Source organism: Albidovulum marisflavi, from assembly GCF_025751435.1.
Classification (GTDB): Bacteria; Pseudomonadota; Alphaproteobacteria; order Rhodobacterales; family Rhodobacteraceae; genus Albidovulum; species Albidovulum marisflavi.
On record NZ_JAOWKY010000001.1, the window covers coordinates 1,155,355 to 1,171,012 of the forward strand.

Genomic DNA, 15,658 nt, shown 5'->3' on the forward strand with positions numbered 1-15,658 from the left:
CTGCGCAACGTTCCGCGAGGGCCGCTGGCTCAGATTTGGGCCGTGATATCGCCGCGCGCGGCTGCGGACCGGCGCTTGTACCATCGCTGGTAAGGCATTTCTCCGAACTGGTTGAGCGCGATCGAAACCGCCACCGCGACCGCAAGCATCGCCAGCATGATCGCGGGTGAAGTGTAAGCGTAGGTGCCAAGGATCGCCTCGAAGACCCTGCTGGTGACTGAGTAGACAAGGATGTGGACGAGGTAGAGAAGGTAGGATGCGTCACCGAGAACCTGGAATGCCCTTGGGGTCCTCAAGCGAACCCCGACTGCCCCATACACCAGAAGTGCAGAGGGGAGTCCCGCGGCGATTTCCCGAGAGGGGAAACTGAAAGGCAGCCAGCCAGCCAGCACCGCGATACACAACGCCAGTCCGAGCGCCAGCGCCGGGCCTGCAAGTGGTAGTCGCCCTCGACGATGGGCAATGGCGATCGCAACGCCGTAAAGGAACTCGGCATTTCCGGAATACAATACAAGATTGAGCCATTGCTGCGGTTCGGTCGCGCTATGGGTGTAGAACTGGCTGGCCCCGACCCAGACAAGCAAGGACCCAACGAGGGCCCGGGGGCCGAACTTGAAGAATGTCGCGGCGAATATCGCATAGAAGACGATCTCGATCGACAATGTCCACGCAATCGGAACGATTTGCCCCGGAAGCGGCAACAAGAGCGCGGAGATGACGACCTGTTGCCCCTCCGGGATTCGGCCTAAGTCGCCCGAGCCCAGAGCCAATACGACACGCGCGGCGATGTAGAGGCTCAGAATGGCCCAATAGGGCGGAAAGATCCGCCAGAATCGCGCCAGGAGGAATTTCCTTGCCCCCTGTCCGGCCTTGGGCGCAGCGGCGTGATAGATAATGAAGCCACTGATAACAAAGAATATATCGACACCGATTTCGCCGTGGAAAAAGGCTGTGAACAGTCCCGGATCGAATCCTTGGTCCCGAGAGGCGACGGCGAGGTGGAAGCCTGCGACCAGCAGCGCCGCGATGCCGCGAAGGGCCTGTATTCCTTCCAGTCTGCCTCTCACACCAAGATCCCCTCCTTGGGCTCGCTTTCCCATTCCGAATGGTACCGCAATCGACTTGATTGGAAAGGCACGGCCGGCACGCCTGTGGCGGGCATCGGACCCCACTATTGTGGCGCGTCGCTTGCAGCGCGAAGGGAGCGCGGCTAAAGGGGCGGGGCAGGACGCAGGAAAAGAGGTGCCCCCATGTCCATCGACATCGACACCGCGCGGAAGGTAGCGCATCTGGCGCGGATCGCCGTGAAGGAAGAGGATCTGCCTGCGCTCGCCGGTGAGCTGAGCGCGGTTCTGAACTTCATGGAGCAGTTGAACGAGGTTGACGTGGAGGGCGTGGAGCCCATGACCTCGGTCACGCCGATGCGCCTGAAGCGGCGACAGGATGTCGTGACCGAAGGGGGTATTCCCGATCGGATCCTGTCGAACGCGCCCGATGCGCGCGAAGGCTTCTTTGCGGTGCCGAAGGTGGTGGAATGACGATGCTGAACGAACTGACGATTGCCGAGGCCCGCGACCTGCTGCGCAAGGGCGAGACGACCGCCGTCGACCTGACGATGGCCTGCCTGACCGCGATCGACGCCTCTGACCCGCTCAACGCCTTCGTCCACAAGACCCCTGACATCGCGCTGGAGCGCGCGCGGGCGGCGGATGCGCGCATCCAGTCGGGTGATGCGCCCTCGATGTGCGGCATTCCCGTAGGGATCAAGGACGTCTATTGCACCAAGGGCGTGCTGTCGCAGGCTGCGTCGAACGTGCTCAGCGGATTCCGGCCCGAGTATGAATCCACCGTCACCCAGAACCTGGCGGATGCAGGTTCCGTGATGCTGGGCAAGCTGAACATGGACGAATTCGCCATGGGCTCGTCCAACGAACACTCCTGCTACGGGCGCGCGGTGAACCCCTGGCGGCGCGAGGGCGACGAAACCCCGCTGACGCCGGGCGGATCCTCCGGCGGGTCGGCGGCGGCGGTCGCAGCGGATCTGTGCCTGGCCGCGACCGGCACGGACACCGGCGGCTCGATCCGCCAGCCGGCTGCCTTTACGGGCACCGTCGGCATCAAGCCGACCTATGGGCGCTGCTCGCGCTGGGGCGTGATCGCCTATGCCTCCTCGCTTGACCAGGCGGGGCCGATGACGAAATCGGTCCGGGACGCCGCGATCATGCTGGGCGCCATGGCGGGCCACGATCCGAAAGATTCGACCAGCGCCGACATTCCCGTTCCGGATTTCGAGGCGATGCTGACCGGTGACATCCGGGGCAAGAAGATCGGCATTCCCCGCGAATATCGGATCGAGGGGCTGCCCTCGGAAATCGCCGCGATCTGGGATCAGGGTACGGCGATGCTCAAGGACGCGGGCGCGCAGATCGTCGACATCTCGCTCCCCCATACGAAATACGCGCTGCCGGCCTATTACGTGGTGGCGCCGGCCGAGGCTTCGTCGAACCTCGCCCGATACGACGGGGTGCGCTATGGCCACCGGGCAAAGCTCGGTCAGGGCGACGGCATCACCGAGATGTACGAAAAGACCCGCGCCGAGGGCTTCGGCTACGAAGTTCAGCGCAGGGTCATGATCGGCACCTACGTCCTGTCTGCCGGGTTCTACGATGCCTACTACAACCGTGCCCGCAAGGTCCGCGCGCTGATCAAGCGCGACTTCGAGAACGTGTTTGCCGAGGGCATCGACGCGATCCTGGCGCCGATTTCGCCGTCGGCGGCGTTCGGCTTGGGCGAGGTCGCCGAGAGCGATCCGGTGGCCATGTACCTGAATGACGTGTTCACCGTGACCCTGAACCTGGCAGGCCTGCCGGGCGTGGCGGTGCCGGTCGGGCTGAACGCGCAGGGGCTGCCGCTGGGCCTTCAGCTGATCGGTCGCCCTTGGGAAGAAGGCGATCTGCTGAATCACGCCTATGCGCTGGAGCAGGCCGCAGGCTTTGTTTCCAAGCCGCGTAAATGGTGGTAATCGCGCTGCAAACCAGCATCTCGGGGAACAGAATGCGTCTACCCATCGCCATCGTCGCCTTGTCTCTGCTTGGCGCCTGCGCTTCGCCGGATGCGACCGGGCGCGGCAGCTATGCGGATTACCAGCGCAACTATCAGGCCGGCCTTGCCCCCGGTGCCAGCGCGACCGACGCCGCCGTTGCCGCTGCGACCGAGCCGGAGGCCGCCCACGTCGGCATTTCGGACGAGCAGGACTTTTCTGCCGTCTCCTCGCGCGAGACGATCGAAAGCGACAAGGAACGGATCGCTCAGAACCGCGCGCAGTATCAGCAGATCGCCCCGACTGCGCTGCCCGAGCGTACCGAAACCTCGGCGCCCAACCTGATTTCCTATGCGCTTAACGCCCCGAACCGCCTTGGCCAGACCTATTACAAGCGCGGCGGGCTGGCGCTTTCGAACCATGAGCGCGCCTGTGCCCGCTACCAGTCGCCCGAGGATGCGCAGATCGCGTTTCTCAAGGCTGGCGGGCCGGATCGCGATCGCAAGAACCTGGATCCCGATGGCGACGGGTTCGCCTGCACCTGGGATCCGACGCCGTTCCAGAAGGTGCGCGGCTGACGGTGGCTGGGCTTGCCTCTCCGAACTTCGGCGAACGCCGCGGTGGCGCCAAGCCTGACCTGATTGTCCTGCACTACACCGCCATGGCCACGCTCGAAGAGGCGCGCGACCGCCTGTGCGATCCGTCGACAGAGGTGTCCGCGCACTGGCTGATCGGCGCTGACGGCACCGTCGAGCAGTTGGTGGATGAGGACAGCCGCGCCTGGCACGCCGGCGCAGGGGGCTGGGGCGCGGTGACGGATGTCAATTCCCGCTCGATTGGAATCGAGCTTGCCAATCCCGGCGACGCGCCGTTCCCCGAACCGCAAATGACGGCATTGGAGTGTCTTCTGGCCGGGATCATGGAACGCTGGGGGATCCCGCCAGAACGCGTGATCGGGCATTCCGACATGGCGCCCGAGCGCAAGGGGGACCCCGGCGCACGTTTCGATTGGCGCAGGCTGGCGCGACAGGGGCTGTCCGTCTGGCCCGATGCGCGCGTAAACGCAGCGAATGATTCCCCCGAGTTCATGACCTCGGCCCGCGCCTTCGGCTACCCGGACGCGGAGGGGCAGGCGATCCTGACGTCCTTTCGCCTGCGGTTCCGTCCCTGGGCGGCAGGCCCCGAGACGAGTGAGGATCGCGCGCAGATGGCCGATCTCGCGGCCCGCTTTCCCGTTGACGGCGCGGGCCGGCAGGCCTAACTGATCCCTGCGCGGAGAACTGGATGACCGCGGGGGGCGCAAGCCCCACGAGGAAAGTCCGGACTCCATGAGGCAACGGTGCCGGGTAACGCCCGGCCGGGGAAACCCGAGGGAAAGCGCCACAGAGAACAGACCGCCCGCGTCCGCGCGGGTAAGGGTGAAACGGTGGGGTAAGAGCCCACCGCGGACCTGGCAACAGGGACGGCACGGCAAGCCCCACCGGGAGCAATGCCAAATAGGGGCCTCGCGCGGGGGCCGGTCCGGCAACGGAGACCGCCCGCAGGGACGCTTCAGCCCGAGAGGCCCGGGTTGGCAGCTTGAGCGCGCCGGTAACGGCGGGCCGAGAGGAATGGTCATCCAGAGGGGTTCGCCCCTTGGACAGAATCCGGCTTACAGGTTCTCCGCGCATTTCTGCCCTTCGGTTAAGGAGCGCGGCCACGGAAGCCTTCAAAGCGTCGCCTTTCCCGCGCTTTGTCTGTTGACTCTGCCGCTGCCATCCGTAAAAGGCGGGCTTCAAGAGATTTGCGGGCTGCGCCGTTCGGGCGATGTCCGAAGCAGGAGAACGACAATGGCGAAGCCGACGACGATCAAGATCCGTCTGAACTCGACGGCGGGCACCGGGCACTTCTATGTGACCAAGAAGAATGCCCGCACCATGACCGAAAAGATGGTCGTGCGTAAGTACGACCCGGTCAAGCGTGAGCATGTCGAATACAAGGAAGGCAAGATCAAGTAAGATCTGCCGATCCGATGGGACAGCAAGGCCGCGCCAAAAGCGCGGCTTTTTCTTTGGCCTCACTTCACGGGGCGCGGGACCGAAGCCTGTCACCGCAAAAGAAAAGGGCCGGGAAACCCCGGCCCTTCGTTGTTTCGTCCGCCCGTTCAGATCACTCGCGGTTGCCGAGGAACTGCAGCAGGAACATGAACATGTTGATGAAGTCGAGGTAGAGGTTCAGCGCCCCCATGATCGCGGACTTCGCCAGCCATTCCGCATCGCCGTGGTGGGCGTGCTCCAGGTAGGTGTTCTTGATCCTTTGGGTGTCGTAGGCGGTCAGGCCCGCGAAGATCAGAAGGCCGATGGCCGAGATCGCGAACTGCATCGCCGTCGAGGCAAGGAAGATGTTCACGATCGAGGCGACGATCAGGCCGATCACGCCCATGATCAGGAACGATCCCCAACCCGAGATGTCCTTCTTCGTCGTGTAGCCCCAAAGCGACAGCCCCGCGAAGGCGATGGCGGTCACGAGGAAGGTCTGGACGATCGAGAATCCTGTGTAGACGGCAAAGATCCAGCTGATCGAGACGCCCATGGCTGCGGCGAAGGTGTAGAAGAACAGCTGCGCGCCCGCCGACGAGATGCGGTTGATCATCGCACCGAAGGCAAACACCATGATCAGCGGCAGGAACATCACGAGCCACTTGAGCGGCGAGGTGTACAGCATCGCGCCGAGTTCGGTCAGATAACGGGATGCCCCGATCTGCGCCACCGCGTTGGTGGGGTCGGTGGTCACGGTCAGACCGCCGATGGCCCAGGCCGCGGCGGCGGTCAGCACCATGCCTACGGACATAAGGCCGTAGACCTTGTTCATATGGGCGCGAAGCCCTTCATCGATCGCGAGCGTACGGGCGCCAGCCCGGCCTGCGCGGATCGTTTCGTATTGAGCCATCAAAGCCTCCTGCTGCGTTTCCTTTGGTGTTGGCCCGTGCGGGGCCGCACCTTGCTGGAAAATATCGGGAAGCAGCGGGCTAATTTCAAGATTTTCCGACCGCAGTTCTGCAATTACCTGAGCCAGTTTTTCGGCACGTCCCAGACGGGCTTCTCCAGTTCGGCGCGGACCTGATCAGCGGTCAGGCCGATATCCCTTAAAAGCCTCGGTTCAAGCCGCGACAGTGCGCGCCGGTCGCGGTCGAAGGCAAGCATCAGGCCCAGGCGGCGGAAAAACCGGAAGCGGCGGCGGGCGCGGGCGGGGTGGTCGATGCAGCGGTCCATAGCTTCATTCCCTTTCGTGATATTTGCGATCTGATTGATGATCTATGTTGATATTGATGCCTGATTGTGATTGATATTGGAAATGAATGTTGGTTGCCTTATCCATCACGGATCGTGATATGCCTAGAAATCTTGATCTCACAGCTCTCAGGGCCTTCGCCACGGTGGCCGAAACCGGCGGCGTTACACGCGCGGCGGGCCTGTTGAACCTGACGCAATCCGCCGTCTCGATGCAGATCAAGCGGCTGGAGCAGGCGATGGGGCGGGACTTCTTCGTCAGGGCCGCTCGCAAGCTGACGCTGACGCCCGAGGGCGAGCAGCTTCTGGGCTATGCCAAACGGATGCTGGAGCTCAACGACGAGGCATTGAGCCGCCTTACGGACGATGTCTTTGCGGGCGAAGTTCGACTCGGCGTGCCGCACGACATCGTCTATCCTGCGATCCCGCGCATCCTTGGCCGGTTTGCGGCGCTCTACCCGCGCGTGCGGATCAACCTTCTGTCCTCCTTCACCAATCTGATGCACGAGTCCTTCGCGCGGGGGGAACTGGATCTGATGCTGACCACCGAAGAGGCGATCGGATCCGATGCCGAGGAGCTTGCGGCGCGGGATCTGGTCTGGATCGGTGTCGAGGGCGGCGTCGCCGCCCAGAAGCGGCCGCTGCGGCTGGGTTTCGAAGAGATCTGCCGCTTCCGCACGCTGGCACAGTCTGCGCTGGATGCAGCCGACATCCCATGGGAGATGGGCTTCAGCGGCCGTTCGAACGAGGCTGTCATGGCGATGGTCGCAGCGGACCTGGCCGTGTCGGTGCGGATGCGCGGCGCCTTGCCCGTAGGCACCATCGACGTCGGAGAGGCCAACGGGCTTCCATCGCTTGGCGCGGTCCGCATCGGTCTTTATGACGCCCGCGCCCAGAAGGGGCCGGTGATCGAGGCACTGAAGGACGAGTTGCGCCTGGCCTACTGCTGCGTGATCTGAATGACGACCTTCCCGGTCGAGCGCCGGTCGCGCAACAGCGCCAGACCCTCAGCCGCCCGGTCCAGCGGAAGAACGTGGCTGACATGCGGGTGAAGCTTGCCCTGCGCGTACCAGTCTAGCAGCGTCGCCAGCGACGCGGTCAGAAGGTCAGGGCGAAACTTCAGGTAGCCGCCCCAGTAGAAACCGATCACCGAAAGGTTCTTGACCAACAGGTGGTTGGCTGCCACCTGCGGAACCTTGCCCGACGCGAATCCGATCGCCAACAGCCGCCCGTCCGGCCGCGTGGCGCGCATCGCCGCCTGAAACAGGTCGCCACCGACCGCATCATACACGACATCGGCGCCGCCAAGCGCCTTGACCTCGGCCCGGAGGTCCGCCTCGGCATCTATCAGGTGATCGGCGCCGGCGGCCCGAGCGACCGCAAGCTTCTCCGCGCCGCGGGCCACCGCGATGACGCGCGCGCCCATCAGCTTTCCGATCTCGACCGCGGTCAGCCCGACGCCTCCGGCGGCCCCCAGGACAAGCAGGGTTTCGCCATTGGAAAGCTGCGCCCGGTGGCTGAGCGCGAGGTGGCTGGTGCCATAGGCGACCAGAAAGCCCGCCGCGTGTTCGAAGGACAGGTCATCGGGCAGCGTCACGCATGATGACACCGGCACGCAGACATATTCGGCCAGCCCGCCAGAGCCGGAAAAGGCGGCGACGCGCGTACCGGCCGAAGGGCCGACGGTGTCAGGACCCGACTTGTCGACGGTTCCGGAAAGCTCCATTCCCAAGGCGAAAGGGGGGGCGGGGCTGTCCTGGTAGGTTCCCTCCGACATGAGCAGGTCGGCGAAGTTGAGGCCGCAGGCCGCGACCTTGATCCGAATCTCTCCCTTGCCGGGTTCCGGAACGGGTGCCTCCACGAGTGCAGGGGCGGCGCCGAATGCGGTGATCTGAAAACTTTTCATGTCGTCTCCGGGGTTTGGCGGACCTTAGCCGTGCGGATCGGAGCGAGGCAAGAGACGACCCTTTGAAGGAAACGGCATTGCAGTTCGGATCGTTGCCTTCAGCGATGAAAAATGCTATTCTCCCTCCGCGGGAAATGTTGGTAGGTTAATTTCGTTTCTGGATAGCCCGGCTGGCTTTGCGCGTGACCTGGCGCAGCCGAAAACTTCTTTTGAAAATCAGCGGAGAGAGCGGGCCTGTCCGGCACGCGTGCTGCCAACCAATTCCGGGCGAACGACTTTCTGGTTTCTGTGTGATGTGCATGCCGTCTGATGCGGTGCAAGGTGGGGGGAACGGAGATAACGATGAAACATCCCGTTGACATTCATGTCGGAAAGCGTGTGCGGCACCGCCGCTGGATGGTTGGCATGACGCAGCAGCAGCTTGCGGAAAAGGTCGGCATCAAGTTTCAGCAGATCCAGAAGTACGAAACGGGCATGAACCGCATTTCGGCATCCCGTCTTTGGGATATCGCAGAGGCGCTTTCAGTTCCGATCGGCTTCTTCTTCGAGGGACTCGATTCCAAGGTGGCGCCCGCGGAAGACGTTGAGGGCGACATTCTGGCGGACAAGGAGGCGCTGCTGTTGGTGCGGTCCTATTACGCCATACCGGAAACGCAGCGCCGCAGGCTGTTCGATCTGGCCAAGGCCCTTTCGGACGCCGCCTAGGCCCATTGACCTTGCCCGGCGGGGTGGCTACGCCCGGCGCAGCCAACGCCGAGGTTCGCATGAAATCCCTGTCCCTGTCAGACGACGTTCGCCTGTCGCTGATCGCGGTCGCGCATCGCCTGGCCGATGTCGCGCGCGCAGAGACGCTGACACATTTCCGCTCTCCGGTCTTGTCCATCGAAAGCAAGGGCGCGTCAGGCTTCGACCCGGTGACCCAGGCCGACCGCGCGGCGGAACTTGCGATGCGCGCGGTCCTGGCCGAGATGCGGCAGGATGACGCCATATTCGGCGAAGAGTTCGGGCGCACGGCGGGCACATCGGGGCTGACATGGGTGCTTGATCCGATCGACGGAACCCGTGCCTACATGTCCGGAACACCGACCTGGGGCGTCCTCATTGCGGTCTCGGATGCTTCGGGGCCGATCCTGGGCGTGATCGACCAGCCCTACATCGGGGAACGGTTCATCGGCGGCCTGGGCCTGGCCGAAGTTGCGGGCCCCATGGGGCGAAGCGCCCTGCAGTGCCGGTCCGCGCGCCCCCTGGCCGAGTCGGTGCTTTTCACCACCTTCCCGGAGGTCGGCACCGCGCTTGAGGGCGAAGCCTTCCGCCGGGTCGCGGCACGGTCGCGCCTGACCCGCTACGGCATGGACTGCTACGCCTACGCCCTGCTTGCGGCAGGGCAGATCGACCTGGTGATCGAGGCGGGGCTTTCCGCCTATGACATCCAGGCGCCGATCGCGGTCATCGAAGCCGCCGGCGGGATCGTCACCAACTGGCAGGGCGGGTCCGCGCACGCCGGCGGGCAGGTCATCGCCGCCGCGAACGCCGACGTCCATGCCGAGGCATTGTGCCTGCTTGGCGGCTGATCTTCTTGAGTTGGGTGAAAGTATTTGCGCCGTTGCGGGATAGCCGCCCGCGGCGCGATGAACTAGTCTGGCCGCGCCGGGACGAGCCCTTGCCCCTTCTGTCGCCCGGCCGTTCCCGATCCGCCGAAGGGGAGGCAAGGGGGAACGCATGTCAGAATTCCTGATCCGAAACGCAGATGCCGTGGTCACGATGGACGCCACGCGTCGCGAAATAGCGGGTGGCGATGTGCTGGTCCGAAATGGCGTGATCGCAGCCGTGGGGCAGGGCCTGACCACGACAGGACAGGTGATCGAGGCGCGGGGGGCCGTGGTCACGCCGGGCCTGGTGAACACCCATCACCATCTTTACCAGACGCTTACCCGCGCCGTGCCGGGCGGACAGGATGCCTTGCTGTTCGGCTGGCTCAAGACGCTTTACCCGATCTGGTCGAAATTCGGCCCCGAAGAGATGCGCGTCTCGGCACTGGCCGGTCTGGCCGAATTGGCGCTGTCGGGATGCACGCTGACCTCGGATCACCTTTATCTGTACCCGAACGGGGCACGGCTTGAGGACACGATAGACGCGGCCCGGGAAATCGGGATGCGCTTCCATCCGACGCGCGGCGCCATGTCGATCGGGGAAAGCGCGGGCGGCCTGCCCCCGGACGCGCTGGTTGAGCAGGAACAGGCGATCCTGAAGGACATGGAGCGGGTCGTGGACGCGTTCCACGATCCTGCCGACGGCGCGATGGTGCGCGTGGGCCTGGCGCCATGTTCGCCCTTTTCGGTCAGCCGCAACCTGATGCGCGATGCGGCGGTTCTGGCACGCGACAAGGGGGTGATGCTGCACACCCACCTGGCGGAAAACGACGAGGATATAGCCTATTCGCTCGCGCAGTTCGGCTGCCGTCCCGGCCAGTATGCCGAGGACTTGGGCTGGACCGGCGACGATGTCTGGCACGCGCATTGCGTCAAGCTCGACGGTCAGGAGATCGACCTTTTTGCGCGCAGCGGCACGGGCGTCGCGCATTGTCCCTGTTCGAACTGCCGCCTGGGATCGGGGATTGCACCGGTCCGGGCGATGCGTGACCGGGGCGTCAAGGTCGGACTTGGCGTGGACGGCTCGGCCTCGAACGACGCGGGCAACCTGATTGCCGAGGCGCGCCAGGCTCTGCTGCTTCAGCGTGTGGCGCGTGGCGCGGACGCGATGAGTGCGCGAGAAACGCTTGAGATCGCGACCCTCGGCGGGGCGCAGGTGCTTGGCCGGGCCGACTGCGGCGCGCTTGAGGAAGGCAAGCGCGCGGACATCGCCATCTGGGACATGACCGGGATCGAGGCCGCGGGGTCCTGGGATCCCGTCGCGGCGCTGGTTCTTTGCGGACCGACCCGCGTGCGTGATCTGTTCGTCGAAGGGCGAGAGGTCGTGCGCGACGGCCAGGTCACGACAATCGATCTGCCACGGGTGATCGAGCTCCAGAACCGCATGGCCGCGCGGCTGGCAGGCTAGGGGGGGGGGCTGTCTGCCCCCCGCGCCCCCCGAGGATACTTGAGAAAAGAAGAAGTGGGCTGAGGCGGGATGGGACAGCTGAAACGCTATTCCATCGCGGCGATCCTGGGCGATCCAGGATCGGACCGAGGCGCTCCGCGGCTTCAGACCGGCTTGCCGCCGATCCAGACGGCCTTGGTCGCGCGGTCGTCGCCCATCATGATCGTTGGAAAAAGCGCCTCCCAAATGTCGCTGGCACGGGCGGAGCGCTGCGCGATGGACGGGGTCGAAGCAAGATCGATCACGACGATATCGGCTTCCAGGCCGAGGGCGAGGTTGCCGATGCGGTCCTCGGCATGCAGCGCGCGTGCCGATCCTTGCGTCGCCAGCCACCAGAGCTCGGACGGATGCAGCGCGCGGTGGCGCAGCTGCGCGATCTCGTAGGCGGCGGCCATGGTGCGCAGCATGGAAAAGCTGGAGCCGCCGCCGGTGTCGGTCGCAAGCCCGACGCGGTAGTCCGCGCGCGTCATTCCGTCCATGTCGAACAGGCCCGAACCGATGAAGGTGTTGGACGTGGGGCAGTGGATCAGGCTTGCGTCCACCTCCTTCAGCCGTGCATGTTCGCGTGGCTCAAGATAGATCGCGTGGCCGTAGAGGCCGCCGGAACCCAGCAGTCCGAAGCGTTCATAAGTATCCAGATAGTCGCGAAGGGACGGGAAGAGCGAGCGGACCCATGCAACCTCGTCCGTCTGTTCCGACAGGTGCGTCTGCATCAGGAGCCCGGGGCTTTCCGCCCAGAGCGCGCCCAGGGCCTCAAGCTGCTCTTCGGTCGAGGTGGGGGAGAAGCGCGGGGTGATGACGTAGCTCAGGCGATCCGTCCCATGCCAGCGGTCGCGCAACCGCTTGCTGTCGTCATAGGCCGATCGGGCGGTGTCGCGCAGGCCCTCTGGGGCGTTGCGGTCCATGCAGGTCTTGCCGGCATAGGCGCGAACCCCGCGCTGCCGCGCCTCGGAAAAGAAGGCGTCTACACTTGCGGGATGGATCGTGCAGTAGGAACAGACGGTGGTGGTGCCGTTCGAGATGGTCAGGTCGAAATAGGTCCGGGCGATTTCTGCCGCGTAGTCCGGATCGGAAAACCGCATCTCCTCGGGGAAGGTGTAGCTGTTCAGCCAGTCGATCAACCGCTTGCCCCAGCTCGCGATCATTGCAGTCTGCGGATAATGCGCGTGGGCGTCGATGAAGCCCGCCGAGATAAGCGCGTCGCCGTAGTCGGTCACGCGTGCCCCGGGATGGGCGAGGCGCAGATCGTCGGCCTCGCCGACTGCCGCGATGCGTCCATCCTCGATCAGCACGCCGCCGCGCGCGGAATGCCGGGCCGCCCCCGGCCCCTCGAGTGTCGGGCTCCCCTCGAAGCGAAGGGTCTGGCCAAGAAGTAGGTCCGCCATGTCGCGCCTGTTCCCCCGTCATGTCGCCGATGTCATCGATCTGTCGCAGGCGCAGTCTAAGCCTTGGCGGGATGCGGGGAAATCCGCCCTTTGCCCCTGTTTCTTTGAAAGTGCTTCCGATAATGTCGCGCTAATCGCGAGGGGAGTTGAATGACGGACGCGCAAGAAACCGAGCTTGACCGCGACGAGGATGAGTATGCGCTGGACTACAAGGTCGTCAGCGCGATCCTTGACGCGGTAGAGGCCGGCGACGCCGCCCGGATCGACGCGTTGATGGAGCCGCTTCATGCGGCCGACATCGCCGACCTTTTCGAACAGATCGGGTACCACGAACGCGCCGCGCTGCTGTCGCTTTGGTCGCGGGGGATCGACGGCGAGATCCTGTCGGAACTCAGCGAGTCGATTCGAGAGGAAGTGATCGAGGCGCTTCCGGCCGAGGTCCTGACCGAAGCTGTCCGGGAACTCGACTCGGATGACGTCGTCGACCTTCTGGAAGACCTGGAAGAGCCGCAGCAGGAACGCATCCTGGGCGCGCTTGAGGAAAGCGACCGCGCCGCCGTCGAACAGTCGCTGACCTATCCGGAATATTCCGCGGGCCGCCTGATGCAGCGCGAGGTCGTGACCGCGCCGGAACACTGGACGGTCGGAGACGCCATCGATTTCCTGCGCAACGCCGAGGAACTTCCCGACCAGTTCTACCACGTCATCCTGATCGATCCGCGCTGGCACCCGGTGGGTTACGTCACGCTTGGCAAGCTCCTGTCCTCGAAACGCGCGACGCCTCTGCTCGAGCTTGCGGAAGACAGCTTCCGCACCATGGACGTGCTGGAAGAGGAGGGCGACGTCGCCTATGCCTTCAACCAGTACCACCTGATCTCCGCCCCGGTCGTGGATGGCGACGGGCGCCTTGTCGGCGTCATCACCATCGACGACGCGATGGCGGTCCTGGACGAGGAACACGAGGAGGACATCCTGCGCCTGGCCGGTGTCGGCGAAGGCTCGCTGTCGGACAGCGTTTTCGAGACGACCAAGCAACGCCTGCCCTGGCTCGGCGTCAACCTGATCACCGCGATCCTCGCTTCGATCGTCATCGCGCAGTTCGAGGGTGTGATCGCCAGCATCGTGGCGCTGGCCGTACTGATGCCGATCGTCGCGTCGATGGGCGGAAATGCCGGCACCCAGTCGCTGACCGTCGCGGTGAGGGCGATCGCGACGCGCGACCTGACCGGGTCCAACGTTTGGCGGATCGTCCGGCGCGAGGCGATGGTCGGCGCGGTCAACGGCGTCGTCTTCGCGGCGGCGATGGGCGCTGTTGGCTGGTTCTGGTTCGGCTCGGCCGGGATCGGCGCGGTGCTGGCCGCCGCAATGGTCGTCAATTTGGTCGTTGCCGGGCTAGCCGGAATCCTGGTTCCGGTCACCTTGGAGAAGATCGGTGTGGACCCCGCGCTCGCCTCCGGCGCCTTCGTGACGACGGTGACCGATGTGGTGGGGTTCTTTGCCTTCCTCGGACTGGCGGCGGTGGTGCTACTGTGACTTTGACTGAAATCAAGCGCGAGGCGCGGGCAGAAGCCTTTGCGCGCCGCAAGGCGGCCTTCGCTGCGCGGTCGCCCGACGACGGAGACCGGCTGACCGGCGTGCTTGCCGAACATGTCGGCAAGACCCTGGCGGGTTACATGCCGATGCGGACCGAAATCGACTGCATGCCCTCCATGGCGGCGCATCGCGGTCCCGTGGGTGTGCCGGTGATTCTGGGCGCCGGTCGGCCCCTGAAGTTCCGCCAGTGGCATCCGCACGCGAACATGGTCGCCGGTGAGTTCGGCGCCTTCATCCCCGAGACGGGCGACTGGGTCGAGCCAGAGGTCCTGATCGTTCCGCTCCTGTCCTTTGATCGGCGCGGATTCCGCCTGGGATACGGCGGGGGCTTCTATGATCGGACTCTGGAAGGGCTGCGCGCCAAGGGGCCGGTCACGGCGATCGGTTTCGCCTTCGCGGCGCAGGAGGTTGACGAGGTTCCGATCGAAGCCACCGACCAGCCGCTTGATCTGATCGTGACCGAGTCCGAGGTTTTCGTTCCTTCGCGCTGATCTCTTGGCTTGCGGGATCAGGTGCGCGCTTGCCCTTCCGTCGCGCTGGCCTTAGGCAGTGGGCATGAAACTGCTTTTTCTTGGCGATGTGGTGGGCCGCTCGGGCCGTGCTGCGGTGTCCGCGCGGCTGAAGGCGCTGCGGGATGAATGGGGCCTCGATTTCGTCGTGGTCAACGGTGAAAACGCGACCTCGGGGGCGGGGCTTTCGCCTGAACACGCCAAGGCGCTGCTTGCTGCAGGCGCCGATTGCGTGACGCTTGGCGATCATGCCTTCGACCAGAAGGACATGCTGTCCTTCATCGAAACCGAACCGCGCATCCTGCGACCGCTGAACTATGCCAAGACCGCGCCGGGCAAGGGCGCGCGCGTCTTCACCGCCGCTGGCGGGCAAAAGGTGCTGGTCGCCCAGGCGCTGGGGCAGGTCTTCATGAAGCGGCCTTTCGACGATCCGTTTTCAGCCGTGGATTCGCTCTTGCGGGCGCACACGCTGGGCGGCGCGGTGCAGGCCTCCATCCTTGACTTCCACGCCGAAGCGACGAGCGAGAAGATGGGCATGGGGCATTGGTGCGACGGAAGGGCCAGCCTTGTCGTCGGCACGCATACCCACGTTCCGACGGGCGACGCGCAGGTGCTGCTTGGCGGCACCGGCTACCTCAGCGACGCAGGCATGTGCGGGGACTACAACTCGGTCATCGGGATGGAGAAGCTGGAACCCATGCGCCGCTTCGTCACGGGCATGGTGAAGGAACGCTTCAGCCCCGCGAACGGCGAAGCGACGCTGTCGGGTGTCTACGTCGAAACCGACGATCGCAGCGGACTTGCCCGAAAAATCCGCATGATCCGGCTTGGCGGGCGTCTTGAAGAAGCCAGGCCCTGAG

17 protein-coding genes and 1 other RNA gene are annotated in these 15,658 nt (G+C 64.8%); 13 read left to right on the forward strand and 5 right to left on the reverse strand.

The features are described from left to right. Window positions 1–29: 29 nt before the first annotated feature. The gene (locus tag OEW28_RS05570) at window positions 30–1,100 is read right to left on the reverse strand and encodes an acyltransferase family protein (protein WP_263733713.1); all 1,071 of its coding nucleotides are present in this window, start codon (window positions 1,098–1,100) and stop codon (window positions 30–32) included. A 150-nt stretch (window positions 1,101–1,250) separates the two neighbouring features. On the opposite strand from OEW28_RS05570, the gene gatC reads away from it, so the two are divergent. From gatC to rpmG, 6 genes are all read left to right on the forward strand, one after another. Beyond that, the gene (gatC, locus tag OEW28_RS05575; protein WP_263733714.1) at window positions 1,251–1,538 is read left to right on the forward strand and encodes an Asp-tRNA(Asn)/Glu-tRNA(Gln) amidotransferase subunit GatC; all 288 of its coding nucleotides are present in this window, start codon (window positions 1,251–1,253) and stop codon (window positions 1,536–1,538) included. After that, on the forward strand, window positions 1,535–3,022 hold the full coding sequence (gatA, locus tag OEW28_RS05580) for an Asp-tRNA(Asn)/Glu-tRNA(Gln) amidotransferase subunit GatA (RefSeq protein WP_263733715.1): 1,488 nt from the start codon (window positions 1,535–1,537) through the stop codon (window positions 3,020–3,022). Before gatC ends, gatA begins: the two co-directional genes overlap by 4 nt. Window positions 3,023–3,054: 32 nt before the next feature. Beyond that, window positions 3,055–3,618 (forward strand): hypothetical protein, encoded by a 564-nt coding sequence (locus tag OEW28_RS05585; RefSeq protein WP_263733716.1) that lies wholly within the window; start codon window positions 3,055–3,057, stop codon window positions 3,616–3,618. A gap of 2 nt (window positions 3,619–3,620) precedes the next feature. Then, window positions 3,621–4,301, forward strand: coding sequence for an N-acetylmuramoyl-L-alanine amidase (locus OEW28_RS05590; protein ID WP_263733717.1), 681 nt, complete (start codon window positions 3,621–3,623; stop codon window positions 4,299–4,301). Window positions 4,302–4,312: 11 nt separating this feature from the next. Next, an RNA gene (gene rnpB, locus OEW28_RS05595) (RNase P RNA component class A) lies at window positions 4,313–4,710 on the forward strand. A 159-nt stretch (window positions 4,711–4,869) separates the two neighbouring features. Further along, entirely contained in the window at window positions 4,870–5,037 is a 168-nt protein-coding gene (gene rpmG, locus OEW28_RS05600) for a 50S ribosomal protein L33 (protein WP_017928995.1), read from the forward strand. A gap of 151 nt (window positions 5,038–5,188) precedes the next feature. On the opposite strand, the gene OEW28_RS05605 is transcribed toward rpmG, so the two are convergent. Together OEW28_RS05605 and OEW28_RS05610 are read right to left on the reverse strand one after the other, a co-directional pair. After that, window positions 5,189–5,968, reverse strand: coding sequence for a Bax inhibitor-1/YccA family protein (locus tag OEW28_RS05605; RefSeq protein ID WP_263733718.1), 780 nt, complete (start codon window positions 5,966–5,968; stop codon window positions 5,189–5,191). 113 nt (window positions 5,969–6,081) lie between these two features. Further along, entirely contained in the window at window positions 6,082–6,291 is a 210-nt protein-coding gene (locus OEW28_RS05610; RefSeq protein WP_263733719.1) for a DUF1127 domain-containing protein, read from the reverse strand. Window positions 6,292–6,410: 119 nt separating this feature from the next. Here OEW28_RS05610 and OEW28_RS05615 point away from each other — a divergent pair, with 119 nt between their 5' ends. Further along, on the forward strand, window positions 6,411–7,268 hold the full coding sequence (locus OEW28_RS05615; protein WP_263733720.1) for a LysR family transcriptional regulator: 858 nt from the start codon (window positions 6,411–6,413) through the stop codon (window positions 7,266–7,268). On the opposite strand, the gene OEW28_RS05620 is transcribed toward OEW28_RS05615, so the two are convergent. Continuing rightward, window positions 7,250–8,215, reverse strand: coding sequence for an NADPH:quinone oxidoreductase family protein (locus OEW28_RS05620; protein ID WP_263733721.1), 966 nt, complete (start codon window positions 8,213–8,215; stop codon window positions 7,250–7,252). The two genes, OEW28_RS05615 and OEW28_RS05620, sit on opposite strands and share 19 nt — an antisense overlap. A gap of 342 nt (window positions 8,216–8,557) precedes the next feature. On the opposite strand from OEW28_RS05620, the gene OEW28_RS05625 reads away from it, so the two are divergent. The 3 genes from OEW28_RS05625 (at window position 8,558) to OEW28_RS05635 (ending at window position 11,272) form a co-directional block, all read left to right on the forward strand. Beyond that, entirely contained in the window at window positions 8,558–8,920 is a 363-nt protein-coding gene (locus OEW28_RS05625) for a helix-turn-helix domain-containing protein (RefSeq protein ID WP_263733722.1), read from the forward strand. A 59-nt stretch (window positions 8,921–8,979) separates the two neighbouring features. Beyond that, window positions 8,980–9,786 (forward strand): inositol monophosphatase family protein, encoded by an 807-nt coding sequence (locus OEW28_RS05630; RefSeq protein WP_263733723.1) that lies wholly within the window; start codon window positions 8,980–8,982, stop codon window positions 9,784–9,786. Window positions 9,787–9,934: 148 nt separating this feature from the next. Continuing rightward, window positions 9,935–11,272, forward strand: a complete 1,338-nt coding sequence (locus tag OEW28_RS05635; RefSeq protein WP_263733724.1) for an 8-oxoguanine deaminase — start codon at window positions 9,935–9,937, stop codon at window positions 11,270–11,272. 143 nt (window positions 11,273–11,415) lie between these two features. On the opposite strand, the gene guaD is transcribed toward OEW28_RS05635, so the two are convergent. Further along, window positions 11,416–12,696 (reverse strand): guanine deaminase, encoded by a 1,281-nt coding sequence (guaD, locus tag OEW28_RS05640; RefSeq protein ID WP_263733725.1) that lies wholly within the window; start codon window positions 12,694–12,696, stop codon window positions 11,416–11,418. 150 nt (window positions 12,697–12,846) lie between these two features. Between guaD and mgtE the strand changes: the two genes are divergently transcribed. From mgtE to OEW28_RS05655, 3 genes are all read left to right on the forward strand, one after another. Beyond that, entirely contained in the window at window positions 12,847–14,229 is a 1,383-nt protein-coding gene (gene mgtE, locus OEW28_RS05645; RefSeq protein WP_263733726.1) for a magnesium transporter, read from the forward strand. Then, the gene (locus OEW28_RS05650) at window positions 14,226–14,780 is read left to right on the forward strand and encodes a 5-formyltetrahydrofolate cyclo-ligase (protein WP_263733727.1); all 555 of its coding nucleotides are present in this window, start codon (window positions 14,226–14,228) and stop codon (window positions 14,778–14,780) included. The genes mgtE and OEW28_RS05650 overlap by 4 nt, the downstream gene beginning before the upstream one ends. 64 nt (window positions 14,781–14,844) lie before the next feature. After that, window positions 14,845–15,657, forward strand: a complete 813-nt coding sequence (locus tag OEW28_RS05655; RefSeq protein ID WP_263733728.1) for a TIGR00282 family metallophosphoesterase — start codon at window positions 14,845–14,847, stop codon at window positions 15,655–15,657. The last annotated feature ends 1 nt before the right edge of the window (window position 15,658 follow it).